This window comes from Micromonospora sp. NPDC049679, from assembly GCF_040659735.1.
GTDB lineage: Bacteria > Actinomycetota > Actinomycetes > Mycobacteriales > Micromonosporaceae > Micromonospora_I.
Window position 1 is genome coordinate 18,938 of the sequence record NZ_JBFANZ010000016.1, and the last position, 25,600, is coordinate 44,537.

Annotated in this window: 23 protein-coding genes and 1 riboswitch; of the genes, 12 read left to right on the forward strand and 11 right to left on the reverse strand. The window is 71.3% G+C overall.

Annotation, left to right across the window (positions count from 1 at the left end; genetic code table 11):
- Positions 1–92: 92 nt before the first annotated feature.
- The 3 genes from AB0J06_RS12875 (at position 93) to AB0J06_RS12885 (ending at position 5,882) form a co-directional block, all read left to right on the forward strand.
- Positions 93–1,007: a cation diffusion facilitator family transporter gene (locus AB0J06_RS12875; RefSeq protein WP_357427829.1), complete on the forward strand. Its 915-nt coding sequence runs from the start codon at positions 93–95 to the stop codon at positions 1,005–1,007.
- Between the two features lie 156 nt (positions 1,008–1,163).
- Positions 1,164–1,293, forward strand: a riboswitch (cyclic di-AMP (ydaO/yuaA leader).
- Positions 1,294–1,297: 4 nt separating this feature from the next.
- On the forward strand, positions 1,298–2,338 hold the full coding sequence (locus tag AB0J06_RS12880; protein ID WP_357427831.1) for a hypothetical protein: 1,041 nt from the start codon (positions 1,298–1,300) through the stop codon (positions 2,336–2,338).
- Positions 2,339–2,879: 541 nt separating this feature from the next.
- Positions 2,880–5,882 (forward strand): glycosyl hydrolase, encoded by a 3,003-nt coding sequence (locus AB0J06_RS12885; RefSeq protein ID WP_357427833.1) that lies wholly within the window; start codon positions 2,880–2,882, stop codon positions 5,880–5,882.
- 181 nt (positions 5,883–6,063) lie between these two features.
- Here the strand turns inward: AB0J06_RS12885 and AB0J06_RS12890 are convergent, their stop codons facing one another.
- Positions 6,064–6,432, reverse strand: a complete 369-nt coding sequence (locus AB0J06_RS12890; RefSeq protein WP_357427835.1) for an STAS domain-containing protein — start codon at positions 6,430–6,432, stop codon at positions 6,064–6,066.
- A gap of 597 nt (positions 6,433–7,029) precedes the next feature.
- On the opposite strand from AB0J06_RS12890, the gene AB0J06_RS12895 reads away from it, so the two are divergent.
- Together AB0J06_RS12895 and AB0J06_RS12900 are read left to right on the forward strand one after the other, a co-directional pair.
- Complete coding sequence (locus AB0J06_RS12895; protein WP_357427837.1) at positions 7,030–8,619, forward strand: MFS transporter; 1,590 nt, start codon at positions 7,030–7,032, stop codon at positions 8,617–8,619.
- Between the two features lie 335 nt (positions 8,620–8,954).
- Positions 8,955–9,353: a hypothetical protein gene (locus AB0J06_RS12900; RefSeq protein ID WP_357427839.1), complete on the forward strand. Its 399-nt coding sequence runs from the start codon at positions 8,955–8,957 to the stop codon at positions 9,351–9,353.
- 166 nt (positions 9,354–9,519) lie between these two features.
- Here AB0J06_RS12900 and AB0J06_RS12905 read toward each other — a convergent pair whose 3' ends face one another.
- The 4 genes from AB0J06_RS12905 to AB0J06_RS12920 form a co-directional block, all read right to left on the reverse strand.
- The gene (locus tag AB0J06_RS12905) at positions 9,520–10,590 is read right to left on the reverse strand and encodes an ABC transporter ATP-binding protein (RefSeq protein WP_357427841.1); all 1,071 of its coding nucleotides are present in this window, start codon (positions 10,588–10,590) and stop codon (positions 9,520–9,522) included.
- Positions 10,587–11,351: an ABC transporter permease gene (locus tag AB0J06_RS12910; RefSeq protein WP_357428002.1), complete on the reverse strand. Its 765-nt coding sequence runs from the start codon at positions 11,349–11,351 to the stop codon at positions 10,587–10,589. The genes AB0J06_RS12905 and AB0J06_RS12910 overlap by 4 nt, the downstream gene beginning before the upstream one ends.
- 86 nt (positions 11,352–11,437) lie before the next feature.
- Positions 11,438–12,217: a molybdate ABC transporter substrate-binding protein gene (gene modA / locus AB0J06_RS12915; RefSeq protein WP_357427843.1), complete on the reverse strand. Its 780-nt coding sequence runs from the start codon at positions 12,215–12,217 to the stop codon at positions 11,438–11,440.
- Entirely contained in the window at positions 12,214–12,606 is a 393-nt protein-coding gene (locus tag AB0J06_RS12920; RefSeq protein ID WP_357427845.1) for a helix-turn-helix transcriptional regulator, read from the reverse strand. The genes modA and AB0J06_RS12920 overlap by 4 nt, the downstream gene beginning before the upstream one ends.
- 264 nt (positions 12,607–12,870) lie before the next feature.
- On the opposite strand from AB0J06_RS12920, the gene AB0J06_RS12925 reads away from it, so the two are divergent.
- Positions 12,871–13,794, forward strand: coding sequence for an AraC family transcriptional regulator (locus tag AB0J06_RS12925; protein ID WP_357427847.1), 924 nt, complete (start codon positions 12,871–12,873; stop codon positions 13,792–13,794).
- A gap of 6 nt (positions 13,795–13,800) precedes the next feature.
- Here the strand turns inward: AB0J06_RS12925 and AB0J06_RS12930 are convergent, their stop codons facing one another.
- The 5 genes from AB0J06_RS12930 to AB0J06_RS12950 all read right to left on the reverse strand — a co-directional run bounded on the left by AB0J06_RS12930 (position 13,801) and on the right by AB0J06_RS12950 (position 20,957).
- Entirely contained in the window at positions 13,801–14,145 is a 345-nt protein-coding gene (locus tag AB0J06_RS12930) for a hypothetical protein (RefSeq protein ID WP_357427849.1), read from the reverse strand.
- A gap of 222 nt (positions 14,146–14,367) precedes the next feature.
- The gene (locus AB0J06_RS12935) at positions 14,368–17,061 is read right to left on the reverse strand and encodes a cellulose binding domain-containing protein (RefSeq protein WP_357427851.1); all 2,694 of its coding nucleotides are present in this window, start codon (positions 17,059–17,061) and stop codon (positions 14,368–14,370) included.
- 308 nt (positions 17,062–17,369) lie between these two features.
- A complete protein-coding gene (locus AB0J06_RS12940) occupies positions 17,370–17,765 on the reverse strand; it encodes a hypothetical protein (RefSeq protein ID WP_357427853.1) in 396 nt (131 codons plus the stop codon).
- A 570-nt stretch (positions 17,766–18,335) separates the two neighbouring features.
- Positions 18,336–19,784, reverse strand: a complete 1,449-nt coding sequence (locus tag AB0J06_RS12945; protein WP_357427855.1) for an alpha-amylase family protein — start codon at positions 19,782–19,784, stop codon at positions 18,336–18,338.
- A 108-nt stretch (positions 19,785–19,892) separates the two neighbouring features.
- Positions 19,893–20,957 (reverse strand): LuxR C-terminal-related transcriptional regulator, encoded by a 1,065-nt coding sequence (locus AB0J06_RS12950; RefSeq protein WP_357427857.1) that lies wholly within the window; start codon positions 20,955–20,957, stop codon positions 19,893–19,895.
- A 63-nt stretch (positions 20,958–21,020) separates the two neighbouring features.
- On the opposite strand from AB0J06_RS12950, the gene AB0J06_RS12955 reads away from it, so the two are divergent.
- Complete coding sequence (locus tag AB0J06_RS12955; protein WP_357427859.1) at positions 21,021–21,740, forward strand: protein phosphatase 2C domain-containing protein; 720 nt, start codon at positions 21,021–21,023, stop codon at positions 21,738–21,740.
- A 16-nt stretch (positions 21,741–21,756) separates the two neighbouring features.
- On the opposite strand, the gene AB0J06_RS12960 is transcribed toward AB0J06_RS12955, so the two are convergent.
- Positions 21,757–21,969: a hypothetical protein gene (locus AB0J06_RS12960; protein ID WP_357427861.1), complete on the reverse strand. Its 213-nt coding sequence runs from the start codon at positions 21,967–21,969 to the stop codon at positions 21,757–21,759.
- Between the two features lie 85 nt (positions 21,970–22,054).
- Here AB0J06_RS12960 and AB0J06_RS12965 point away from each other — a divergent pair, with 85 nt between their 5' ends.
- From AB0J06_RS12965 to AB0J06_RS12985, 5 genes are all read left to right on the forward strand, one after another.
- Entirely contained in the window at positions 22,055–22,465 is a 411-nt protein-coding gene (locus AB0J06_RS12965) for a GntR family transcriptional regulator (protein ID WP_357427863.1), read from the forward strand.
- Between the two features lie 446 nt (positions 22,466–22,911).
- Entirely contained in the window at positions 22,912–24,147 is a 1,236-nt protein-coding gene (locus tag AB0J06_RS12970; RefSeq protein ID WP_357427865.1) for an ATP-binding protein, read from the forward strand.
- Complete coding sequence (locus tag AB0J06_RS12975; protein WP_357427867.1) at positions 24,144–24,608, forward strand: roadblock/LC7 domain-containing protein; 465 nt, start codon at positions 24,144–24,146, stop codon at positions 24,606–24,608. Before AB0J06_RS12970 ends, AB0J06_RS12975 begins: the two co-directional genes overlap by 4 nt.
- 29 nt (positions 24,609–24,637) lie before the next feature.
- Positions 24,638–24,982 (forward strand): DUF742 domain-containing protein, encoded by a 345-nt coding sequence (locus tag AB0J06_RS12980; RefSeq protein WP_357427869.1) that lies wholly within the window; start codon positions 24,638–24,640, stop codon positions 24,980–24,982.
- A 7-nt stretch (positions 24,983–24,989) separates the two neighbouring features.
- On the forward strand, positions 24,990–25,565 hold the full coding sequence (locus AB0J06_RS12985; RefSeq protein WP_357427871.1) for an ATP/GTP-binding protein: 576 nt from the start codon (positions 24,990–24,992) through the stop codon (positions 25,563–25,565).
- The last annotated feature ends 35 nt before the right edge of the window (positions 25,566–25,600 follow it).

A 25,600-nucleotide genomic window follows, 5' to 3' on the forward strand; every position in this document is an offset into this window, starting at 1 on the left:
ACCCGGTAGGTACCATTGGTTGCACACATAGCAATGTGAGCATGGTTTGGCCGACCGCGGCCGATCCGGCGGGTGAGTGACGGAGGGCGAGCGTGGGCGCAGGTCATGACCATGGCGCGCAGGCGGCGCGGGCCGGCGAGCGGCATCGCGGCCGGCTCTGGGGAGCTGTTGCCGTGCTCGCCACCTTCATGGTCGTCGAGGCGGCCGCCGCGTGGGCGACCGGCTCGCTCGCCCTGCTCTCCGACGCCGGCCACATGTTCACCGACGTCCTCGGCATCGCCATGGCCCTCGCCGCGATCACCGCGACCCGGCGCGCGGCGCAGGACCCCCAGCGGACCTTCGGGCTCTACCGCCTGGAGGTGCTCGCCGCCCTGGCGAACGCGGTGCTGCTCTTCGGGGTGGCCGTCTACGTGCTGGTCGAGGCGGTACGCCGGTTCGACCACCCGCCGCACGTGCTCGCCGGGCCGATGCTCGCCGTCGCGGTCGGCGGACTCCTCGCCAATCTGGTGGCCTTCGCGCTACTGCGTCCCGGCGCCCGGGAGAGCATCAACGTGCGCGGCGCGTACCTCGAGGTGTTGGGCGACCTGCTCGGGTCGGTCGGGGTCATCGTCGCCGCGGTGGTGATCGCCACGACGGGATGGTGGTACGCGGACCCGATCATCGCCGTCTCCGTCGGCCTCTTCATCCTCCCCCGCACCTGGCGCCTCGCCCGGGCGGCCGTACGGATCCTCGTGCAGGCGGCCCCCGAGCACCTGGAGGTGCCCGCGGTGCAGGCCCGGCTCGCCGCGCTGCCGGGGGTCTGCGATGTGCACGACCTGCATGTCTGGACGCTCACCTCGGGCATGGACGTCGCCTCGGCGCATCTCACGATCGAGCCGGCCGCCGAGGTGGCCAGCGTGCTCGCGGCCGCCCGGGACACCCTGCACGACGAGTTCGCGATCGAACACGCCACGTTGCAGGTGGAGCCCGCGACGGCGCCGGGCGCGTGCGGCCCCGCCCACTGGTGATTAGTTTCCGCTTAAATTTCGTGACCTCATCTCGATCTTCTGCCGTCATATGTCACGAGTTATCGGTATAAAAGGCTCAACCGTCGCAGATCCGAACCCGCGCCCGCCGGTAGTGTCGGGACCGGCTTCCGCCAGGCGGCGCCCCTCCGGCGCCGGTGGGAGCCGTCGCCTAATCGCCGAAGGGCGAGCCGGGGAACCACGTAGGTGGGGTGCATCCGCGTCAGCGGTAGGGATCTTCCGTCCCGAACCCGTCAGCTAACCCGGCCGGCGGCTGACGGAAGGACTGGAATGTGACGTTGAAGCCCCCCGTACGACGGACGTTCGCGGCGCTCCTCGCGGTGATCGCCGTCACCGGCTCACCCGCCGCCGCGGCCCCGCCCGCCGCCGCGCCGGCCGGCCTCCGGGCGGCGCCCGGCGACATCGACGAAGGCGGCACCCCCAAGCTGCGTGAGCAACTCAACGCGGCGAGCAAGGGCTTCGTGGACGCCAAGGCGGCGCTCAACAACTCCATGAAGCGGCAGAAGGAGCTCGACGCCCACCTCAAGACCGTCGAGGCGGAGCTCGTCGTCCGCACGGAGACCGTGGGCGCGCTCGCCGGCCAGGTCTACCGGACCGGTCGGCTCGGTCCCGTCTCCGCCCTGCTCAACAGCGGCTCCCCCGACGACTTCGTCAGCCGCGCCTCCACGGTGAGCGCCGTTGCCGCCGGCGAGGAGAGCAAGCTGAATGCGCTGATCACCACGCGCGACCAGGAGACCCGCGCCAAGGCCGCGATCGACAAGGAAGTCGGGGAGCAGAAGAAGCAGCTCACGGTGATGGCGAAGCGCAAAGAGCAGGCCGAACGGGCGCTCGCCGCGGCCGGCGGCGGACAGGCCGCCGGCGGGGTGAGCGGCGGCTCCGCGTCCGCCGCGCCGGCCCGGCGCAATCCCGACGGCTCCTTCCCGGGCGAGTCCTGCAGCGTCGACGACCCGACGACGGGCGGCTGCCTCACGCCGCGCACCGCACACGCGTTGAGTCAGGCGAAGGCCGCCGGCTTCGAGCGCTTCGTCGCCTGCTTCCGCGACGACGGCGGCCCGGGCGAGCACCCCCTCGGTCGCGCCTGCGACTTCGCGGCCCAGACGGGCGGGTTCGGCGGGGTCGCGAGCGGCGGCGACCGGACGTACGGCAACAACCTCGCCAACTACTTCATCAACAACGCCGATCGGCTCGGCGTGCTCTACGTGATCTGGTTCAAGCGGATCTGGCTGCCGAGCAGCGGGTGGCGCGCCTACAACAACGGCAACGGCGACCCCTCCAGCGACCACACGAACCACGTGCACCTGTCGATGAACTGACCTGAATCGTGCGGCTGGCGCCACCCGGGACGGGTGGCACCAGCCGCACGATCGTGTTCAGCGGCCGCTGCGGGTCGAGTCGAACGCCGCGTCGTCGACGCAGACGCGCGTCGCATCCCCGCTGCAGCACCGCGACCCGTCGCGACCATTCATGATCGCCTTCATCGCGCTGATGAGAGCGATCATTTCGCGTTGCGCGGATGGGGGCGCGCGGTAATGGCGGAATGCGCGGAGAGCCGCACGGTATCGCGTTTCCCGCCCGATTCCGCTGACGAGAGAGCGCTCTTTCACACACTCCACGTGATCGGCCGACCACCCACGTCGGCTCTCGTTCCGATGCTGTGAGAGCGCTCTCTGGTGGAGTTATATACCCCGGCAGCCGTCGATGTCAATGCACCCGTTCGGGCGACTGAGCGATCCGTTAAAGATGCTCGCCGAATATTGACAGGATCCAGCCCTTCTGGTGACCTCCACGCAACGACTGGTTAATGCATGCGAAATCTTCTCGCTGCCGTGCCAGCACCCCGGAACCGGAGGAACGATGAAGCTCTCCATCCGTCGCGTCGTACCCGGCGGCGCTCACCACGCCGGTGCGCGCACGCGCGGCACCGACGTCGCCCCGCGACGACGTGCGCTCGCGGCAACCACGATCGTGGCGCTCGCGGCCGGCGTCCTCACCTTCGGCGCGCTGCGCCCGGCCGACGCGGCCACCCTCGGCGCCGGGAGCTACGCGACCACCCGCCCCGCCGGCGGCGCCGCCCCCACCGCCTGCGGCAACATCGCCACCAACCCCCGCCAGTTCGTCACCGGCAACGCCCCCGGCGGCGCCGTACCCACCAACGACTGGTGGTCGTCGCTGCTCTTCAAGCGGTACGACTGCGCCTACTCCGAACCGCTGCACGCGCATCCCATGTCGTTCGACCCGGTCGCCGGTGGCCTCGGCGTCTCCTACACCACCGAGGCCGCCATCTCCGGCTCGGCCACCGGCGTCGGCGAGTACCACTTCCCCTACTCCACCGAGTTCACCCTCGGGGTCGCCGGCCTCAACTCCCCCGACGTCAAGGTCGACGGCTGGAGCGACTGGACGGTGACGCCCGCCTGGTCCGACGGGACCCGCACCCTCAAGACCACCATCGGCCACGGACTGCCGTTCCTGTACGCGCAGGTCACCGGGGGCAACGCGGAGCTCCGCTTCGGCGGCACGCCCACCGTCTGGGCGACCAGCGGCACCCGGATCGGCTTCTCCGTCCGCGGCCACGACTACGTCGGGTACGCGCCCACCGGGGCGACCTGGACGGTGGCCGGCACGACGATCAGCTCCACGCTCGCCGGTCGCGGCTACTTCTCCGTCGCGCTGCTGCCCACGACGGCGACCACCCCGGCCGCCGAGCGCACCGCGCTGATGGACAGCTACGGCCAGTACGCGCACGCGCATGTCACCGGCACCCGAGTCTCGTGGAGCTACAACCAGTCGGCGAGCGTGGTCAACGCCACCTACGCGGTCACCACCACCCGGCGCGAGGGCTCGGCGAACGGGACGGTCATCTCGCTCTACCCGCACCAGTGGAAGAGTCTCAGCGCCGCCACCCCGATCGCGCAGACCTACGTCTCACCCCGCGGCCCGATGAAGAGCCTCGTCGGGGCGGCGGCCTTCACCACCGCGATCCGTTACAACGGCGTGCTGCCCGAGGTGCCGGCGGTCGCCACCGGCAGCGGCGCCGACCTCGCGACGCTCGGCGGCTACCTCGACCAGGTGGCGACCGGCGACCCGCTGGCCGGTTTCGGCAACGACACGTACTGGACGGGCAAGGCGCTGGGACGCGCGGCCCGGCTCGCCGAGATCGCCGACCAGCTCGGCCGGACCGCCCAGCGCGACCTGCTGCTGGGCGCGATCAGGAACCGGCTGACCGACTGGTTCACCGCCTCCGCGGGAAAGACCGAGCGGCTCTTCGCCTACGACCAGGCCTGGGGCACCCTCGTCGGCTACCCCGCCTCGTACGGGTCGGACACCGACCTCAACGACCATCACTTCCACTACGGCTACTACATCGCCGCGGCGGCCACGCTGGCCAAGTTCGACCCGGCGTGGGCCGCGACGAGCCGGTACGGCGGCATGGTCAACCTGCTGATCCGGGACGCCAACAGCTACGACCGCGCGGACACCATGTTCCCGTTCCTGCGCGACTTCGACATCTTCGCCGGGCATGACTGGGCCTCTGGCCACGGCGCGTTCGGCGCCGGCAACAACCAGGAATCCTCGTCGGAGGGGATGAACTTCGCCAACGCCCTCATCCAGTGGGGGCTGGCCACCGGCAACACCGCGATCCGCGACGCCGGCCTCTACATCTACACGACGCAGGCCCAGGCGATCCAGGAGTACTGGTTCGACTCCGCCGACACCAACTTCCCCGCCGCGTTCGGCCACAGCACGGTCGGCATGGTCTGGGGTGACGGCGGGGCGTACGCGACCTGGTTCAGTGGTGAGCCCGAGATGATCCAGGGCATCAACATGCTGCCGATCACCGGCGGGTCGCTCTACCTCGGCCATCGGCCCGGGTACGTGACGACCAACTGGAACGAACTGGTCCGTAACAACGGCGGCCAACCGACCGTCTGGCAGGACGTGCTCTGGTCCTTCCAGGCGTTGGGCAACGGCGACGGCGCGCTCGCCAGCTTCCGGGCCAACCCCGGTTACGCGGTGGAGGAGGGCGAGAGCCGGGCGCACACCTTCCACTGGATCCGTAACCTCGCGGCGCTCGGACAGGTGGACACCGGCGTCACCGCGAACACCCCGCTGTACGGGGTGTTCAGCAAAGGGGGCGCCCGCACGTACGTGGCGTCCAACATCACCGCCAACCCGATCACGGTGACCTTCTCCACCGGCACGACGCTGACCGTCCCTGCTGGACGGACCGCGACCACCGGCGCCCTCACCTGGAGCGGCGGCAGCGCGAGCGGCGGAGGCGGCGGAGGCACGCCGACGGCCAGCCCGACCGCGGGCCCGACGACCGGTCCCACGCCGGGCCCGACGCAACCGCCGCTGCGCTCCAACCAGCTCCACCTCCGCACCGGCGGCGTACTCGCCGACACCGCGGGCGCCGGCGCGACGACGGTGACCGTCCCCTCGGCGGGTGGGGGCAACCACGACGGCACCCCGCACAACCCGGTGACCTTCACCGGATGCGGGATCACCGGCGGGTACGGCTCAGGGGCGAGCGCGTTCGCGCTGCACGTGGACGCGGGCACGGCGGTCGGGGCGGGGGTGCAGGCCCGTATCTCGTACGACCTCACCGGTTCCGGCAGTTACAGCCGCGTCGAGACGTACCGCTATTTCGCCACGGACCCGGTGGCGGGCACGGAGAGCTACACCCAGGGCGCGGGGCTGCTCTCCTCCTCGGGCGCTCTCGCGGGCATGACCAACGGGTGTGTACGGCTGGAGGTCTGGAACGCGATCGGTAACGCGCCGACGACGGTACGGGTCGACGCCACGGCTGCGGACGGGCGGCAGTCGATCGTCACCGTGCCGTTCACCGTCACCGGCTGACGGACGGCGGACGGGCCTCTCGCTCTGCGAAAGCGGCAGCGAGAGGCCCTTTCTTGGCTTGGATGAAAGGCGCCGGTCGGCGGAAGCCGAACGGCACGCCTCCCACGGCGGTCTGCCGCGCCGCTCCGCACCGCGGCCCCCGCTCGGCTCTGCTGTAGCGGGGCGCCACGGCGCCGGTGGATCAGACGCCGGGGAGCTGGGCCTCGGGCATCTGGCCGGCGCCGGCGTAATAGGGCTCGGGGGCGCCGAAGAGCCCGAGAAGGCCGGTGACCCAGAGCTGCCGGTGGACAAATCTGCTGGGCTCGGTGACGACAAGCTTGACGCCACTCACCTCGGCGGTCTGGAATCCGGCGACCATCGCGCTGATGCCGACCGAATCGATGAAGGTGACGAGCCGCATGTTGAGCTGGATCCGGGTCGGCCGGGTGTTGGTCAACACCCCGGCGATCGCTTCGCGCACCTCATGCGCCGTGTCCACATCGATCTCTCCACGAGGAGCGATCTCGACCACCCCGCCGGGCAGCGTCGAAGTGACAATCGACAGGCTCACGCGAGCACCTCCACTCGCCCATGACGGGCGCTTCATCAGTACGCGGGCCGCGACCGAGCGTATTCCGCCGGCCAACTCGGCGCCACCCCTTGGCCGGATGGATCCCGCCCGCACCACCACTAATGTCCGGATATGTCTGGGCAAACCACGACACATTTACTGGCCGATTGGCCTTCTGGCCCCGACCCCGTGCCGCCGACGCCCACCACCCTAGCGGCCCATCCGACCGCGTCCGACGGTTCCGCCCCGGCCGGTCCGGTCCCGCCATGTGATCAGCGCTGACTCCCCCGCGCGTCGGCGGTGCACCCGGTCCGGAGCTGCCCTGATCACGCGACCCGCGCCTACACGGCCGGCGTCGCCGCCGGACCCGTACCCGGCAAACGTGCGTTGGAACACGTCGGCCGAAACCGCACCCACCGAACACGCGGTCTTCGTACCCTCGGCTCGTGACAGGTTGCGCGTCCGGTCGCGCACGAACCTGGTCCGCGCCGGTACGCCCGTCCCGACCGCAGGGGCGGTGTCGGCGCCCCACTCCGCCCAATCACCTCGGACGCCACCGCGCGTCCGCCGCGAACTACGTCAACGGGGGTTCGGGCGATGGCCCAGACGACAACGGAAGAAAGCGACCAGCCCGGCGCACCGCGGGCGCGCCGCGCCGGGCAAGGCCATCCATGGCTGACTCTGGTGTCGGTGGCGCTCGGCGTGATCATGGTGGCGCTCGACGGGACGGTGGTCGCGATCGCCAACCCGGAGATCGGTCGTGATCTCGGCGCGTCCCTCGCCGACCTCCAGTGGGTGACCAGCGGCTACCTGCTCGCCCTGGCGGTCTTCCTGATCACGGCCGGCAAGCTGGGTGACCGGTTCGGGCACAAGAAGATCTTCATCATCGGCGTCGTCGGGTTTGCGCTGACCTCGCTGGCGATCGGCCTCTCCCACAGCATCGGCGCCGTGGTGGCGTTCCGGGTGCTGCAGGGGCTCTTCGGCGCGATGCTCCAGCCGACCGCGTTGGCGCTGCTCCGGGCCGCGTTCCCGGCCGAAAAGCTCAACATGGCGATCGGCGTCTGGGGCGCCTCGTTCGGCGTCTCCACCGCGGCCGGCCCGGTCGTCGGCGGTCTCCTCGTCGAGCACGTCAGTTGGCAGTCGGTCTTCTTCATCAACATCCCGGTCGGCATCGTCGCGCTGGCCGCCGGGCTCTGGGCGTTGAAGGAGTCCAAGGCGCCCGCCCTGGCCCGGCTCGACGTGGCCGGCATCGTGCTGCTCTCCGGCGCCATGTTCTGCCTGGTCTGGGGCATCATCAAGGCCCCCGAATGGGGCTGGGGCGACGCGCGCAGTCTCGGCTTCTTCGCCGGCGCGGCCATCCTCACCGGCCTGTTCGTCTTCTGGCAGGCCAGGGCCCCCGAGCCGCTGGTGCCGTTGAGCCTGTTCCGGTCGACGTCGGTCTCCATCGGCACGGTGCTGATGGTCCTCGTCGCGTTCTCGATGTTCGGCTCGCTCTTCTTCCTGACCTTCTTCCTGCAGAACGTGCACCGCCTCTCGCCGGTCGAATCGGGTCTGCGGATGATGCCGATGAGCCTGATGATGATCATCAGCTCGCCGTTGGCCGGCGCGCTCATCACGAAGTACGGGCCGCGGGTGCCCATCATCGGCGGGCTGGTGGTCACCGCCGTGGCGATGTTCCTGCTGTCCCGGCTGCAACTCGACGCCGGGTACGGGGCGACGGCGCTCCCCTTCCTCCTGCTCGGCCTGGGGCTCGCGCCGGTCATGGTGGCGGCCACCGACGTGATCGTCGGCAACTCCCCCGAACACCTGACCGGGGTGGCCTCGGGCGTGCAGCAGTCGGCGATGCAGGTGGGCGGTTCCCTGGGTACCGCCGTGCTCGGCGCGGTGATGACCGCGCGGGTCGCCGCGGTCCTGCCCGGCCACTTCGCCTCCAACGGGCTCCCCGCGCCGACCGACGCCCAGGTCGAGCAGATGAAGGGTGCGGTCGCGGCGGGCGTGGTGCCGCTCGGCCCCGAGACGCCGCCGCAGGTCGCGGCCGCCGTGACCCGTGCCGCGGAGCTGTCCTTCCTCGACGGGATGCACCTGGCGTTCACGCTCAGCGCCGTGATGGCCGTTGTCGCGATCGGGCTCGCATTCTGGGTGAAGGCCGGTCGCAAACAGGAGGGCCCGGGGCCGGTCCACATGTGACCGCGCACCGACGGCTGATCGGCGCGGCGTCCCGTACCGGCCGATCGGGCCGGTACGGGACGGCTTGCCGCTTCTCCCGGACCGCTCGTCGACGGGTGGTCACGAGCGCTCCGCGGGCGACCGGCAGACCCTAGCCCAGCACCGACGGATGCCCTGGTCAGCACCCGGGCGGCGTGACCTGTCGCATTGCCGACGCGCAGCGGTCACACATGGGCGGGGCCCGATCACGGGTTTGCCGGAAACGGCCAGCGGGCACCTGCGGGAGAAGCAACCGCGCCGAACAGACGCCTCGGTCCGAAGTGGCCGCTACGTTCGGCACCCAAGGAGGTAGCACCATGCTCGGAACGCACCTGCTGGAACGCGGTAACAAGGTCGACGGCATCGCCGAGCAGGCGTGGAGTCAGCTCGTCTCCGCCGTCAACTCGGCCGGCGACACCGCACGACAGGCCAAGCGCCAGACCTCACACCTCGCCGACGAGGCGGGCAATCGGATCGGTCCCGCTGCCGACGAGGCGTGGAGTCGGGCCAACGCGGCTCTCGAGGCGCTCGCCGGCCGACGGCCCAGCCTGCCGTGGGCATGGCTCATCGGCGCCGGCGCCGTCGGCGTCGCCCTCGGCTGGCTCGCCGGGAGCGCCGCCCGGGCCGCCATCTCCCCCGCCCGTCAATCTTCGGATGAGCCGGATGGCGACACGACGGACCGGATCGCGTACGTGGACGTCGACCGCCGCAACTGATAGCGCCGACTCATGCCGCCGCGACCCGGGTTCGGGTCGCGGCGGCATGACGGTGTCCGCCGCGCACCGATCGGGTGGGGTCACGTGTCACGGCGGGAACGCGCGGGCTGAGAAGGCACCGGACGAAGCGCCGGTCGGGAACTCGCGGGCGCGGGAACCGCGCCGGTCAGGCCGCCGGATAGGCCCGGGTCTGCGCCGGCGCGACGCTGGCCCAGAGCGGCAGACCCGGGTGGAGCCGCAGTTCGGCGGCGGTGGCCGGGGTGACGTCGGCCAGCGCGGTCACCGGGCCGGTCAACCGGACGCGCACGTTGTCGCCGTGGCGTTCGACGCCGCTGACCGTCCCCCGCCAGCACGTGCCGGCGCCGTCACGGGCCGGTTCGGCATGCAGCGCCACGGCAGCCGGCGGAAAAGCGACGAAGACGTCGCCGTGCAGCGGCTCGGTGACCGTCAGCGTGAAGCTGTCGTCCACCGTCACCGTCGTGCCGGCGCCCCGGCCGCGATAGAGGTTGAGCCCGACCAGCCGGGCCACGTACTCGGTGCGCGGGCGGGCGGTCACCGCCGTCGCGTCCCCTTCCTGCACGACCCGGCCGTCCTCCACGATGATCAGGCGGTCGGCGAGCACCATCGCGTCGAGCGGATCATGGGTCACCAGCAGGGTTGCGCCGGCATGGTCGGCGAGGTGCCGGTGCAGTTCGGCGCGGGTGTCGAGCCGGCCGCGGGCATCGAGCGCGGCGAGCGGCTCGTCGAGCAGGAGAAGAGCTGGGCGTACGGCGAGCGCCCGGGCGAGCGCGACCCGCTGCGCCTGTCCGCCGGAGAGTTCGCCCGGGCGGCGATGGGCGTGCTCGGCGAGCCCCACCCGACGCAGCCAGGCGGTGGCCTGCTCGCGGGCCTCCCGACGGCGGACGCCCCGGCAGCGTGGCCCGAACGCCACGTTCTCCACCGCGGTGAGGTGTGGAAACAGCAGGTAGTCCTGGAAGACCACGCCGGTCGGGCGCCGCTCGGCCGGGAGGAACCGCCGCGTGGCCGGGTCGTCGAGGCGTTCACCGGCCAGGTCGATGTGCCCACCGTCGAGGGGCAGCAGGCCGGCGAGCGCCCGCAGGGCGGTGGTCTTGCCGGCGCCGTTGGGGCCGAGCAGCGCCACCACCTCCCCGGCGGCGGCCGAGACGGCGAGGTCGAGGCGGAAGACCCCCCGGTCGACCACCAGATGGGCCTCGAGCAGCGGACGGGTCGCGGTCACGACGCCGTGATCCAGCGATGCCGGAGACCGGCGAGGATCGCGACGGAGACGACGAGCAGCACCAGGCTGAGCACGACGGCCGCCTGCAGGTCGGTCTCCAGCGCGAGGTAGACGGCGAGCGGCATGGTCTGGGTGCGGCCGGGGTAGTTGCCGGCGAAGGTGATCGTCGCGCCGAACTCGCCCAGGGCGCGGGCCCAGCAGAGCACCGCTCCGGCCGCGACGCCGGGCGCGACGAGCGGCAGCGTCACCCGCCGGAAGGCGGTCCAACGGCTGGCGCCGAGGGTGGCGGCGGCCTCCTCGAAGCGCGGATCCGCGGCCCGCAGCGCGCCCTCGACGGCGATGACCAGGAAAGGCATGGCGACGAACGTCTCGGCGAGCACCACGCCGGTGGTGGTGAACGCCAGCGTGACGCCGAAGGTCGCGTCGAGCCAGCCGCCGAGCAGACCCCGTCGGCCGAAGACGAGGAGCAGGGCGACGCCGCCGACCACCGGGGGCAGCACGAGCGGCACGGTGACCAGGGCGCGGACCAGTCGCTGCCCGGGAAACGACGTGCGGGCGAGCAGCCAGGCCAGCGGCACACCGAGCACGACGCAGACGATGGTCGCGAGGGTGGCGCTCAGCAGGGACAGGCGCAGTGCGTCGAGCACGCCGGGCGCGGTCAGCCGCTGCGGCAGCGTGGTCCAGGGTGTCCGGACGAGGAGCCCCGCCAACGGCAGCAGGAGGAAGACCAGCCCGATCACGGCGGGGACGACCAGCAGCAGCGGGGCCCGCGAACCGGCGCGCCGCCGTCGGTTCGGGGAGCGCCCGTCACCGCGCCGCGCGTCGGGCGGCGCCTCGCGCAACGCGGTCACGCGGGCGCCTCGAAGCCGGCGGCGGCGAGCACCGCCCGGGCGTCGGCGGAGAGCAGGTACGCGACGAACGCGGCGGCCCCGGCGCGGTTGGGCGCGTCCGCGAGCGCGACCACCGGGTAATCGTTCGTCGTCGCCGTCGACTGCGCGAACTCGATCCCTTCGACGTCACGGAGTCCACGGACGTCGGTCCGGTAGACCAGCGCGGCGTCGACCTCGCCCAGTCGCAGCTTGGCCAGCGCGGCCTTGACGTCCTGTTCCAGGGTGACCGGGGTGAACGCGACGCCGGCGGCGGCCAGCGCGGTCCGCGCGGCCGCCCCGCACGGCACCTGCGGCGCGCAGAGCGCCACCCGGGTGCCGGCCGCGGCGAGGCCGCCGAGGTCGACGATCCGCCGGGGATTGCCGGCGGGCACCGCGATCACCAGCTGGTTGCGGGCGAAGACCGCGGGCGTCCCGTCGGTTTCGCGGCTCGCGGTCACCGTCGCCATCGTTACCGGATTGGCGGCGGCGAAGACGTCTGCCGGGGCGCCCGCGACGAGCTGCCGCGCCAGTTGCGAGCTGCCGGCGAAGGAGAAGACGACCCGTACACCGGGGTGGCCGGCCTCGAAGTCGGCGCCGATGCGGGTGAACACCTCGGTCAGCGACGCGGCGGCGAGCACGGTGACGCGTCCGGTCACCGGGGCGCCGTCCGCGGGGGCGGCCGCTCCCCCACCGCACGCGGCGACCAGGGTCAGGAGGAGCCCGGCGGCGAGCGCGGCGACGACCTGTCGCCGCTTCATCGCGGCAGCTCCACCAGGACGGTGGTCGACTTGATCACGGCCACGGCGACCGAGCCGACCCGCAGATCGAGCTCGTCGACCGCTTCCCGGCTCATCAACGCCACGACCCGGAACGGGCCGGCCTGGATGTCGACCTGGGCCATCACGGCGTCGCGGGCGACGGCGGTGACGATGCCGCGGAGCCGGTTGCGCGCCGAGGAGCGCCCGGCGCCCTCATCGGGCCCGTCCGAGAGCGACCGGGCGAACCCGGCGAGGTCGACGCCGTCGACCAGGCGATGACCGTGGGCGTCGCGGGCGGCCACGAGGCGGCCGGAGTCGACCCAGCGGCGGACGGTGTCGGTGCTGACGCCGAGCAGCTCGGCGGCCTCACCGATCCGGAACGCAGGCATGTCGGTCACTCTAACTCGCAGCTGCGAGCAACAGCCGCCCTCAATGCTTGCTTTTTAGACCTCAGATGGGGGGCGGGCTTGTTTTTCGCGAGCGACGGTAACAATTCTCGATACCGTGCGCTACCCAACGGTCACGCTTCCGGGTGTGGTGGATCATGATCGGTTGACTCCGCCCCGGACGCCGAAAATACTCCGCCCATGCCCCAGGCGGACGAGAAGGTTTACCCGGGACGGCCCGCGCCACTGGCGTTCCGGAGCTCGGACATGAGCGAGACGAAGGCCCTGATCGCCCGGTTCCTGTACCCGGTCGCGCTCGAGATGCTCAACGGCCGGCAACCCTTCACCTTCGACTTCCGGATCCTCCAGCTCGGCCCCATCACCATCGGCGACCTGCGCTTCGGCGCGGACGTCGCGATCGACACCGGGGACCTGCAGGCCTACCACGTCGATCTGCCGCTCGCCGGTTACCTGGAGACCGAGCACCGGGGCAACACCGTCACGGCCAGCCCCGACCGCGCCGCGATCTATCGGCCCATCGGCCGTACCGTGCTGCGCCGCTGGAGCCCGGACTTCCGCCAGCTCTCCATCAAGATCGAGAAACAGGCGCTCGAGACGGAACTCGAATCGCTGCTCGGACACCCGATCCGGGGTCCGCTGCGACTCGGGCCGACCCTCGACACCCGACGGGGCGCGGGGCGGACCTGGGCGCGGCTGGCGGGCATGCTCCGCGACGAGTTCGACAACGGCGGCGCGGCGATCCATCCGCTGCTCGGCGAACGGCTCTCGCACAGCGTCCTCACCGGCCTGCTGCTCGCGGCGGACCACCAGTACCGGCGGGAGCTGTCCGAGCCGGCCGAACCGAGCCGACCGCGCGCCGTCAAACGGGTGATCGACGCGATCCACACGGACCCCGGACGCGCGTTCACATCGGTGGAGCTGGCCGAACTCGCGGGCGCCAGCGTGCGCTCGCTGCAGGAGGGCTTCCAACGGCACCTCGGGCTCTCCCCGATGGCCTACCTGCGGCAGGTTCGGCTGGACCGGGCGCACGACGAGCTGCACCGGGCCGACCCGGGCACCGTCACGGTCGCCGAGGTCGTCCACCGCTGGGGCTTCGGCCACCTCGGCCGCTTCGCCGCCGCCTACCGGAGCCGGTACGGCGTCCGCCCGTCGCAGACGTTGCGCGGCTGAGGCGCGTCACTCCCCGGGGTCGCCGTGGCCACGTCGGCGCGGACCCACCTGCGCGTGGTCGTCCTGACTTGGGAGAGGCGGATGCGAGAGCGCGAACTGCGCCGTTTCCGGCAGCCCGGCCACCTCGTACGACGGATGGTCCGACCCGATCGACTCGTCCACGCTGCGCAGATGCGTCAGCACCCGGTTGGCCGCGCGCAGCCCGTCGTCCACCCGCAACGTCAACGGCGAGAGTCCGGTCGCCTTCTCGTCGCCGTTGAGCATCGCGTGCGCCTGGTCGTACCGAATCAGAAAGTCGAGGACGGCCTGCAGCGCCTCGGCCGCCCGTACCATGTCCCGTCCGACGTCCATCGCTCCGCCCAACCTCCTCGCCTCCCCTGCCGCGCCGCACGGACCCGATCCGGCTCGGGCCACGACATACGGCTACCGCACGGAATGTAGGACGACGGTCGCCCAGAGTCGATCCGCCGCACGCGGATCTTGTCCACATCGCGCGTGCTCTCCCACATCGGGCGAGAAACGGGCCCGACACCTTGCGGCGCCGGGCCCATCCGTGCGGTGAGGCCGCCGCGGTCAACTCGTGGCGCAGCCGACCGCCGACGGCGCGCCGTTACTCCCGGTCCAACTGCCGGTGAAGCCGAACGACGTCGTCGCACCGCCCGCGAGGCGCCCGTTGTAGGCGGCGTTGCGGACCGACACGTTCGCGCCGGTCTGGGTATGGGTGCCGCCCCACAGCTGGGCGACGGTCTGCCCGTTGGGGAAGCTCCAGCTCACCGTCCATCCGTCGATCGCCGACGTGCCGGTGTTGCGCACCGTCACCTCGGCCTGAAAGCCGCCCTGCCAGGAGCCGGTGACCCGGTAGGCCGCGGCACACCCGCCGGCCGGCGGCGCGGTCGGCGTGGCGGTGGGGGTGGGAGTGGGAGTGCTGGTCGGGACGCTCGTCGGGGTGGCCGTCGGCCCGGCCGGGCCACCGAGCCGGTCGGCGACGAGGACACCCCGACCGTTGGTGCCGAGATAGACCCGTCCGTAGACCCTCGGGTCACCGGTCAGCGCCTCGCCCATGTTGCCGTACTGGTGCTTGTCGTCGTTGATCCGCACCCAGCCGACGCCGCCGTTGTCCGACCGGTAGACGCCGGTCACCCCGTCGAGCGTCGCGACCGCGAACACCGCCGGGTACATCTGCCCCGGCGCCGCCTTGCCGAAGCCGACGTTGATCGCCCCCGCCACCGTCGGAACCTTCGCGAACGAAGCCCCCGAGTTGGTCGAGTGGAAAAGTCCGCTCTCCCCGGCGAGCCAGACGTTCCCCTCCCGGCCCGGCACCGCCTTGAACTTGACGTTGCCGGTCGAGGGAAGGCCGCTCGCCGCGGTCGCGGTGAAGCTCGCGCCGCCATCGGTGCTGACGTAGAAGGTGCCGCCGCTGAAGCCGTAGAACCTCGCCGGGTTCTGTCGGTCGGATTCCACCACCGAGTTCTGCGGGAGTCCGGTCGATGCGGTCCAGGTGTTGCCGAAGCCGACCGAGTAGTGCACGCCGACGTCGCGGGGCGCCCAGACGAAGCGGCTGCCGTCGGCCGCCGCCGCGATCGTGCCCCCCTCGTTGACGCCGCCCGGCTCGGTGCCCTGGAACCAGTTCGCTCCGCCGTCGGTCGAGAAGGCCGCGTGGCTGTCGCCGGGCCGGTCGGAGTCGGTGAAGTTGCCGGCGCGCACCATCACGCCCGGGTTGAGTTCGGCGTAGTCCAGGCTCGTCGTGGTGGTGAACCCCGGTTGCCGGAACATCATCGGCGGCACCGCGTCGAGGTTGGCGTGCCGGAAGCCGCCGATGTCCCCGAGGGCGCTGATCAGCGGCGCCCCGCTCGGTGGACTGATCAGATCGAGCACCGCCGTCTCTTCCAGCCCCTTCACCATCGGGCGGATGGTGATCTGCCCGCCGGCGTCCCACCTGGCGAGGTCGGTGCTGCCGTAGATGGTCGCGCCGGTGCCGTACATGAAGCGGTTGGAGTCGAACGGGTCGATCTCCATCGACTCCGTCATCCACCCCAGTTTCGGCGCCGTCTCCGGGGGCGCCGGGTCGCCGCCGAAGCTCAACCACGGCACCGGGGAGATGTCCATGGTGTAGCGGTTGGTGCGGTTGGGGTAGCCGCTGAACTCCCAGATGCGGCTCCAGGTCGCGCCGCCGTCGCGGCTGCGGAAGAAGATGACGTCGGGCCACCAGGAGACCTGGGTCGCCACCATGAGCGTGTTCGGGTTCTGCCGGTCGATGGTCAGGCCGCTGTAGCCGAAGTAGTCGTCGGCGCTGCTCGACGGGATCGGGCTGATCTGCGTCCATGTGCCGGTCGCCGTGTCGTACTTCCACACATCGCCCTTGCCGCCGTCGTAGGGACCGCCGGTGTCGCTGGTCGCGATGTAGAGATGGCCGCCGACCGTGTCCAGCACGCCCTTGTGCGCGAGGTACCCGGTCGGCTGCCCGGCGACCCGTTCCCACGTCGTGCCGCCGTTGGTCGTGCGGTAGACGGTGTTCTGCTTGTCCGCCACCCCCACGTAGATCGTCCGGGTCGCGTTCCCCGCGGTGCCGCTGCGCTTGTCGAAGGTGACCCAGACGACGCCCTGGTTGTCACTGCCGTACCCGGTGGGGTCGCCCGGGTCGGCGACGTAGTTGCCGGCGTTCGGGAAGCTGGTGACCCTGGCCCAGCTCACGCCGGAGTCGGTGCTGCGCCACAGTCCGTTGCCGCTCGGCGCGCCGAGATACAGGACGCTGTTGCGGTTGGGGTCGATGGCCAGCCGCTCCCCCATGCCGCGCCCCGGCATGTTGCCGCCGAGCTTGAACGGCAACTCGCTCGCCTGCCAGGTGCCGCCCTTGTCGGTGGAGCGCAGGATCGCGCCCCTGTTCGGGTCCCAACTGTTGGTGTACATGCCGGCGGCGACGTAGACCCGGTTGGTCTGCACCGGGTCCGTGGCCAGGCTGACCACGCCGTTGTGGCCCCACCGGTCGTGGCCGACGTGGTCCAGCAGCGGGATCCACGACTGGCTGGCCTGTTCCCACCGGTAGGCGCCGCCGATGTCGGTGCGCGCGTAGATGAGGTTCTTCTCCGTCTGGTTGAACACGATGCCGGGCACGAAGCCGCCGCCGTCGATCCGGACGTTCTTCCACGAGTACGGCTCGGCGGCAGCGGCAGCGGCGGGGGTCGCGACGACGACGGCCGCCTGGACCGCGACGGCGACCGAAGCGGCGGCGACGACCGCGGCGAGGGCGCTGACGATGGGTTTGCGCATGTGGGGTTCCTCTCGAGGCGTGCGCATTGCCATGGGCAGACAACGGCCATGCACCGAGAGGACGAGAGGCACCGACGAGGCGGAGCCGTGCCGCGCGGACATGAGCGAACGATGTCTGTGTGTCAGGAGCTGCCCTCGGGCTCCCGAACCGGCCTCATGGCTCCCGCACCGGCCTTCGTGCAGACATTCACACACATGCTTGCGACGGCTGTCAATCACGCGGCGTACGACAAAACGCCGTGACGCCGCTTGCGCGGCGTCACGGCGGACGAGTGGTTTCCGAACGGGCGGTGGAGCCTGCGTCTGGGCTATCCCACCGCGGGGGAGGTCGGACCCGGCGGCTCGGTCGGCCCCGGATCGGGCGTCGGCGCCGGTGGCGTCGCCGTCGACGCGGGCGGATCGGACGGTTCGGCGGTGTGCACCGGCTCTGGCGGCACGTCGCCCGCGCCGGGCTGGCCCGGAGGGTGCCACACGCCGTCCGGATCAAGCTCTTCGTGCGATGAAGGAACGGGCAACTCCGGCGATGGCGACGACGACTCGGACGGCGACGCGCTGGGCGACGCGCTCGACTCGGGCGTCGTGATCGTTGCCGGCGGAGCCGCCGGCACCGGTTCGGCCCGGAACAGCGTGCCACCGAGCCAGACCGCGGGCCCCAGGCCAACCGCGACGATGGCCGCGAACAACACGCCTGCCTGCCTATTCATTCGACAGCTCCCCTGGCTGGCTATCCCCACCGTGTCGTGCCCATGCCCGCTCGCACCGCGTCACGCGGGAGCGACCCGGGTGAGCGGTCGTGCCCGTCATGCGGCCCTGCCGTTCATGGTGCCCTGTTTCCGACCGGCGGCGCAGTCACATTCTGGCGCGCGGGCCCAACCTCTGGCGGGTGGTCCCGCCATCCGGTCCGGTTCGGACGGTCGACTGGTCGCGATGCCGTCGCCGGCCCCGACGGGCGCGGTCAGTAGCCACCGCCACCACCGCCCGAACGGATCGTGAGCGCGATGATCACGATGGCGACCACGGCGGCCGCTACGGCGATCCACACCCATGTCCTCGTTCTGGCCGACGCCATCGGCACCACCTCCCCGGTACGGGATACCCCGGGCGGTGGTGGCCATGTCTGCCGGATAGGCCCGGCGCAGGACGGTTACCTCGTGCACGAATGGCGTATCGGCAGCCGCGCGCCCGAGGTGAGGAAGCTGCCACCGCCGGATGGCGAAAGATGCGAAGGCCCGCCTCCAACGATCGAGCCGGGAGGCGGGCCGTCGCTGGTGAAGTCAGCCGACCTTGGCGCCGGAGTGGATGGCGATGGCGTCATGCGCCGCGACGTTGGCCGAGAACCAGCCGGTGGAGTCGACCGTGATGACCGGCCCGGTGCAGGAGCCACCGGAATAGTCCCCGTGGATCACGTCGCAGTAGCGTCCGGCCGGCAGGGCCGTCTGGTAACGACGGCCGTTGATCGCGGAGTCCTCGTCGTTGATTGTGAGGTAGCCGCGGTTGCCGCGACCGAACGCGATGTGGTTGTTGCCGTTGTCGTACCAGTTGACGACGGAGGTGCCCTGGACCGCGTTGCGGAACGCCACCATGTTGGCGATCGCCTGCCAGCGGTGTTCGCACCGCCACCCCGAATAGCAGGTGGTGTTGCTGGTCCTGCCCGAGCCGTCGGAGGGCGGGCCCTGGTCGCGGTTGCTGAAGTCGTAGCTCGACATCACGGTCGGCGAGCCGTACGGCCAGGCGAGCATGAACGCGTTGGCGAGCGCGTAGAGGCCGTTGTCCTTGTACGTGAGGATGTCGCCGCCGTCGCGCTGCGTGTCATGGTTGTCCACGAACACGGCCGCCTTGCCGGTGGCCAGGTGACCCCACGGCTCGCCGAAGTTGTTGAGGTAGGCGAGCCTCTCCCGCCGGAAGACCCGGCCGAGGTCCTTGCCGTACCGGAACTCGTGAACGTCTCCGTTGCCGGTGTACTCCCCCGGCTGGATCGGCTCGCCCGCGCCGTGGATGACCTCCTGGACGATGTACGCCGAGCGGGACAGTTTCCCCCTGATGGCGGCGATGTCACCGGCGGCCATGTGCTTGCTGGCGTCCAGCCGGAAGCCGTCCACGCCGAGGGCGAGCAGGTCGTTGAGGTAACCGGCGATCTTGGTCCGGACGTAGTCCGAGCCGGTGTTGAGGTCGGCGAGGTTGACCAGTTCGCAGTTCTGCACCTCGTACCGGTCGCCGTAGTTCGCGATGTCGTCGTTGCCGTTGCGACCGCAGTGGTGGAAGTCCTGGGTCTGGTAGATGCCGGGATAGTCGTAGTGGCCGTACGACGAGCCGGCCCAGCCCGTACCGCCACCGTCCTGCCCGGACATGTGGTTGATCACGGAGTCGACGATGACCTTGACGCCGGCGTTGTGGCAGGTGTTGACCATGGACTGGAACTGGGCGCGGGTGCCCTTGCGGGAGTCGATCCGGTAGCTGACGGGCTGGTAGGCGACCCACCACTGCTGCCCGCGCACGTGTTCCTGCGGCGGCGAGACCTGCACGTAGCCGTAGCCGCGGGGGCCGAGGAAGCTCTGGCATTCGCTGGCGACGGAGGTCCAGTTCCACTCGAAGAGGTTGGCGATGACGTTCTTGGTGCCGGCGGGTGCGGCGGCGGCCGGTTGGACGCTCGACGCGACGGGGGTGAGCAGGGCCGCGGTCAAGACGGCGGCCAGGCCGAACGAGGGCAAGCGGCGGTGGTGCATCGGACCTCCTGGGTCCTGGGGCGGATGCCCGGCGGGGGGACGGAGAACTGGCGCGCCTGCAACACTGATGAAACGTTGTCGCAAAGTTAGAAACTTGTTGCAGCGGTGTCAAGGCATCGACGGCACTGACTTGGAGTGCGCTCCAGGTGACGCCGTGGCCGGTTGACCGGAGCCGGTGAGTTGATGCCGTACCGCCCAGAGCGCGGCCTCGGTGCGCGATCCGGAACCGGTCTTGCGCAACAGGTTCGACACGTGCACGGTGACGGTCCGGATGGAGATGCCCAGCGTGCGGGCGACCTGCTTGTTGGACATCCCCGAGGCCAGGCAGGCCAGCACCTCGATCTCGCGGGCCGTCAGCTCCGCCGCGTCGGCGGGCGCCGCCGCGGTGCGTCGCGACGGCAGCGGTTCGCCGATCAGGGCGGCGGGTCCGCTGCCGGCGACAGCCGCCAACAGCTCCATGACCAGGTACGGGTTGCCGCCGGTCCGCTGCCACACGGCCGGTCCCACCTCCGGCGGCAAGAGCTGCGCCGGATAGACCTGGGCCAGAATCGCGCCGATGTCGGCGACGGTCAGCGCGCCGAGGTGCTGACGGATCGCGCCGGGCGTGCCGGACAACCGCGCCAACGTCCGGGCGGCGAGCTCCGGCGAGACGGCCGTGTCCGGCGGACGGCTGGTGACGAGGAGCAGCGCGGGCAGCCCGGCCGCGGCGGCCAGCTCGCCGATGAGATTGAGACTCGCCGGGTCGAGCCCGTGCAGGTCCTCGACCACCAGCGCCACGGGGCCGGATGCGACCAGCGTCCGCACCACCCGTACGGCCAGGCGGAGCAGGGCGCCCGGGGCGAACCGCTCACGCGGTGCGTCGGGGTGCTGCGCCAGCCACGCCAGCGCGTCCGCGGGGACCGGGAGCTGGCCGGTCTCGCATCCACTCAGGACCGCGGCCAGCCAGTCGTACGGCGCCGGCGTGTGCATGCGTGCCGCGCCGGAGAGCACGGTGCGCGGGCGCGGCGTGAAGGCGCGCAGCGCCGCGGCGACCAGCATGCTCTTGCCGGTGCCGGCGTCGCCGGTGATCACCGCCGTGATCGGCCCGCCCACCCCGCTGGAACAGCGCTGCGACCAGGCCTGGACCAGCTCGTCGAGCTCCGCGCTCCGCCCGACCATCGACACCGGCCTCATGGGTTCACGATACGTAGTAGTGCGTACAGACACGGAGGCGGCGTTCTTGGCAGGCTGGCTCACATGAGCGTGATCTTGCGTACGGCCGCTGTCAGCAATCCCGGGCTGGTCCGACCGAACAATGAGGACGCGATGCATGTGGGGCAACGGTTACTCGCGGTCGCCGACGGGATGGGCGGCATGCCCGCCGGTGAGCTCGCGAGCAGGATCGTGATCAAAGCGCTCGCCCCGCTCGACGCGGCGCCGCCGGAAGCGGATGCGGGCACCGCGCTACGCGCGGCGCTCGAGGCGGCGAACGAGGAGATCCGCGTGTCGGCGGCGGCGGATCCCGCGCAGGAGGGCATGGGGACGACGGTCACCGCGCTCCTGCTCTCGGGCGAGCGGTTCGGGCTGCTCCACGTCGGCGACTCACGCTGCTATCTGCTGCGCGACGCCACCCTGTCCCAGGTGACCAGGGACGACACCTTCGTGCAGTCGCTTGTCGACCAGGGCGCGCTGACCATGGCGGAGGCCCGCCGTCACCCGCGGCGTTCACTGATCACGCAGGCCGTGCAGGGCGAGCCGCTGTCGCCCACGTCGGCGGTGCTCACCGCCTGTCCCGCGGACCGGCTCCTGCTCTGCAGCGACGGCCTCACCGACGTCGTCGCCGACGACGCGATCGACCTGGTGTTGCGCACCGGCCCCGGACCGCGCGACTGTGCCGAGCGGCTCGTGGAACTCGCGCTGGCGGCCGGCGCCCCCGACAACGTCACCGTCGTGGTCGCGGACGTCCTTTCCGGGTGAGCGGGGCCGGTCGCCGTCACGCCGCGGAGGCGGGTCGCCAGCCGGTCGGACGCGAATTCTGTTGCCGCTGACGCTGCCGCGCCACGTCGCAGCCGCCGAGCAGCGCAGCCTCGTCGACGTGCGCGGCGATCATCGCGCGCCAGGCGTCGACGCTCGTCGTGGGATCCGATGGAACCCACCGGTGGGCTCCGTCGGTGTAGTGCAGCGCGTCTCCAGCCGGTCCTTGCATTCCGCTCATGATTCCCGCGAAGTCGCCGACTGGCATCCACGTGTACACGTCCAGCGGGGCATCAAGCGGGGCATATCGTCCCCGCGTGATCTCCGATGAGCGCAACGTCACAGGCTATCGGCAGTTGGCGGACGTGCTGCGCGACGAGATCGGCAGCGGCGCGCTGCCGGCGGGGAGCCGGTTTCCGTCGGAGCGGGACCTGCAGCAGCGCTTCGGCCTGGCCCGCGACACCGTGCGCTCGGCGGTCGCGATCCTGCGCGGCGAAGGGCTGGTCGTCGTACGGCACGGGCAACCGACGAGGGTGTCCGACCACGACGAGAAGGACGACCTGGCGCTGGAGCCCGGCGCGCAGGTGGAAGCGCGGATGCCGACTCCGGCGGAGCGGCAGCGTCTGGAGATGCCACAGGGGTGGCCCGTGTTGCACGTGGTACGCCGGGATGGCACCGGCGATCTGTACCCTGCTAACCGGTTTAGGCTAATTACGCCGGATTCATGAGGATTGGCTTCATCTGAAAAGTTATCGGGCTCCGGGTGGGCTCGCAGGCGGGCGCGATCGCCTGCTCCGGCCGCGCGCGCAGCCACGACGGGTCGTCGTGAGCCCCCGGCGAACACGCCCCTGACCTGCGCCGGCAACCGGCGCCGACGCCGCCCGATCACCCTGGTGGAAGCGATCTTGAGACACCCCGACCCGCCCGACGGCCGATCCGCGGACTTTCCCAGCGGTCCCCGCACAGTGGACAGTGAGGGGGTCTCGAACCGCCGGCCGCATCGCGACATCACCTGATGTCGCAACACGACCGTCGCGTAAGAAGACGCACAAATGGAAGCCTTGCCTTCCCGGCAACGCGGTGATTGACTGCCGAGCCGAGGGCAAAACGTGCGAATGATTCGCAGGTCGGGAACAACCGAAAGAGCGGGCATGTACCACGGCAAGGTCGCGTGATGAGCGGGACGAGCGGATGGCGGCGGAGCCTGGCTCGGTGGTTGGATCCGACGATCGCCGTCCCACCGGAGCCGGCTCCACCGGCACCCGCTCCCGAACTGCACGCCCCGGACCCGTGGCCCCTGATCTCCGAGCAGTTCGCGCTCCGCATCCTCGGCGCCGCGTACCAGATGAGCAGTCACCTCGAAGCGGCCGAAGCCGACGAGCGGGATCCGGACCGGCTGGAGAAGCTCTACCGCATCGACCACGCGAACGCCCGGGTGCGGCGTCAGGCGGAGAACCTGCAGGTGCTCACCGGCCGGAAGGTCGAGGACGCGGGACAGCAGGTCACCGCGCTGCTCGACGTGATCAGGGCCTCCGCGTCGGCGATTGAGTACTACCAGCGCGTCCAGTTAGGACGCATCACCGAGCTGGCGGTCGTCGAGTTCGCCTCCGACGACGTGATCCGGGTGATCACCGAGCTTCTCGACAACGCCACCCGCTTCTCCCCGCCCACGGCCCCGGTGACCGTCTCGGCGCACATCACCGAACGCGGCAGCGTCCTGCTGCGCATCGAGGACGCCGGCGTGGGGATCCGCCCGGAGCAGTTGCGCGCGCTGAACGGGATGCTCGCCGAAGAGGAACCCACCGCCCTGCGCGCCGAGCCCACCCTGCAGCTCGGCATGGCCGTCGTGCATCGGCTGGCCGTCGCCCACCAGATGCGGGTCCACCTGACCAGCCGCGAGGGCGGCACCACGGCGACCGTACTCATCCCGGAATGGCTGCTCTGCGAAATCCCGCCGGCGCCGTCCGCCGGCCCGACCACCCCGCCCGCGCCGGCGGCGGCCACCCCGCCCCCCGGCCAGCGGCCGCCGTTCGTCGTCTACCGCGGCGGCGCGGCGCCTCCCGTGCCCTCGCCGCGGCACGCGGAGCGTCGGCCCGCCGCCGTGCATGCGGCCACCGGGGTAGCCCCGGCCGGCGGCGCACGGCCGACGGCGGTCGGTGCACCGGTAGCCGGGGGCCAACCCCCCGCGGCCGCCCCGCCCGCGCCCCGCGAGACCCCCACCGGCCTGCCCGTACGGGTACCGGCCAGCCTGCGCGACGAGGACCGGCCGACGTTCCCCGCAGTCGCCTTCCCGGCCCCTGCCGCCGCCGACCGGGAGCGATGGGCCGACGAGACGGCCGACTTCGCCGCCGGCATCACCGACGCGCGCCGGACCGCCATCGACTCAAATTCTGAAGGAAACGCGCGATGACCAGACCCCACAGCAGCGCCCCGGCGCAACCCGGCGCCGCCCGCGGGCCGCACGAGTTCGCCTGGCTCATCCGGCAGTTCGCCGACGAGGTGCCGGGCGTGACCCACGCGCTGATCGTGTCGCTCGACGGACTGCAGCTCGTCGCCTCCGGCGCGGTCCCCCGTGACCTCGGCGACCAGCTCGCGGCGCTCACCGCCGGCATGATCAGCATGGCGGACCGGGGCGCGGCGCTGCTCGAGCTGGGCGCATCGGAGTACATCACGATCCGACTGCCGCGGGGGCACCTGCTGTTCATGCGGGTCAGCGACTCGGCGGGGTTGGCGGTCGCCGCCACCGCCGGATGCGACCTGCGCGTCGTCGCGTACCAGATGACGCAGTTCGTGAGCGCGGTCGGCCATGTGCTCACCCCGCAGATGCGCACCGAACTGCACCGCATCACCGCCACCCAGTCGTCCCGCTGAGCGGCTCGGACCGAGGGAGTCAACCAAACGTGGCCAAGAGACACTGGAAGGTGCGGCCATACGTGCTGACGGGTGGCCGCACCCGCACCCGCCAGCAACTGCTCGTACACACGCTGGTCTCGGTGCCGTACTACGACTCGTTGTTCGCCTCTGGGCTGCTGCCCGAGGCGCGCTCGCTGTACGAGCACGCCCGCGAAACGAAATCGGTGGCGGAGCTCTCCGCCTTCTCCGGCATCTCGCTGGGCGTCACCCGGGTCGTGGTCGACGACCTCGCCTCCACCGACCGCGTGCTGATCCACGCGGAGACGTACGAATCCCCGTTCGACCGTCGCCTTCTGGAGAGAATCCTCGATGGCCTCCGCCAGCTCGCCTGAGCATCCGATGCTGACCTCAGCGAAGATCGTCATCGCCGGCGGGTTCGGAGTCGGCAAGACCACCTGCGTCGGCGCGATCTCGGAGATCCCGACGATCAACACCGAAGCGTGGATGACCGCGGCCAGTGAGCCCGTCGACCGGCTCGATCCGGGCACCGACAAGACCACGACCACGGTCGCCATGGACTTCGGCCGGTTGACCATCTCCAACGACCTGGTGCTCTACCTGTTCGGCACACCGGGGCAGGCGCGGTTCTGGCCGATGTGGGACGACCTGTGCCGGGGGGCGGTCGGCGCCCTCGTGCTGGCCGACTCGCGACGACTGGACGAGTCCTTCGCGGCCGTCAACTACTTCGAACAGGACAGCGACCTCCCGTTCGTGGTCTGCCTCAACCTCTTCGACGGCGTGCTCACCCATCACCTGGACGACGTGCGGGAGGCGCTCGCGCTCTCCCCGCACGTACCGCTGATCACCTGTGACGCCCGGAGCCCCTCCTCCGTGGCGCAGGCACTCATGGCGGTGATCACCCACACGATGGAGCGCACCGCGAGTGCCGTGCCGGGTTCCTTCCTCGCCCGGTAGCTCTTCTCCAGGAGCGTCTTCCCCTCAGGAGGTAC

Bases quoted from the DNA above. Each gene is read 5' to 3' on its own strand.
- AB0J06_RS12985 (WP_357427871.1), top strand. From the start codon at position 24,990: ATGCTGACCTCAGCGAAGATCGTCATCGCCGGCGGGTTCGGAGTCGGC.
- AB0J06_RS12940 (WP_357427853.1), bottom strand. From the start codon at position 17,765: ATGAATAGGCAGGCAGGCGTGTTGTTCGCGGCCATCGTCGCGGTTGGC.
- AB0J06_RS12885 (WP_357427833.1), top strand. From the start codon at position 2,880: ATGAAGCTCTCCATCCGTCGCGTCGTACCCGGCGGCGCTCACCACGCC.
- AB0J06_RS12960 (WP_357427861.1), bottom strand. From the start codon at position 21,969: ATGCAAGGACCGGCTGGAGACGCGCTGCACTACACCGACGGAGCCCAC.
- AB0J06_RS12900 (WP_357427839.1), top strand. From the start codon at position 8,955: ATGCTCGGAACGCACCTGCTGGAACGCGGTAACAAGGTCGACGGCATC.
- AB0J06_RS12955 (WP_357427859.1), top strand. From the start codon at position 21,021: ATGAGCGTGATCTTGCGTACGGCCGCTGTCAGCAATCCCGGGCTGGTC.
- modA (WP_357427843.1), bottom strand. From the start codon at position 12,217: ATGAAGCGGCGACAGGTCGTCGCCGCGCTCGCCGCCGGGCTCCTCCTG.
- AB0J06_RS12895 (WP_357427837.1), top strand. From the start codon at position 7,030: ATGGCCCAGACGACAACGGAAGAAAGCGACCAGCCCGGCGCACCGCGG.
- AB0J06_RS12970 (WP_357427865.1), top strand. From the start codon at position 22,912: ATGAGCGGGACGAGCGGATGGCGGCGGAGCCTGGCTCGGTGGTTGGAT.
- AB0J06_RS12920 (WP_357427845.1), bottom strand. From the start codon at position 12,606: ATGCCTGCGTTCCGGATCGGTGAGGCCGCCGAGCTGCTCGGCGTCAGC.
- AB0J06_RS12935 (WP_357427851.1), bottom strand. From the start codon at position 17,061: ATGCGCAAACCCATCGTCAGCGCCCTCGCCGCGGTCGTCGCCGCCGCT.
- AB0J06_RS12950 (WP_357427857.1), bottom strand. From the start codon at position 20,957: ATGAGGCCGGTGTCGATGGTCGGGCGGAGCGCGGAGCTCGACGAGCTG.
- AB0J06_RS12930 (WP_357427849.1), bottom strand. From the start codon at position 14,145: ATGGACGTCGGACGGGACATGGTACGGGCGGCCGAGGCGCTGCAGGCC.
- AB0J06_RS12945 (WP_357427855.1), bottom strand. From the start codon at position 19,784: ATGCACCACCGCCGCTTGCCCTCGTTCGGCCTGGCCGCCGTCTTGACC.
- AB0J06_RS12925 (WP_357427847.1), top strand. From the start codon at position 12,871: ATGAGCGAGACGAAGGCCCTGATCGCCCGGTTCCTGTACCCGGTCGCG.
- AB0J06_RS12975 (WP_357427867.1), top strand. From the start codon at position 24,144: ATGACCAGACCCCACAGCAGCGCCCCGGCGCAACCCGGCGCCGCCCGC.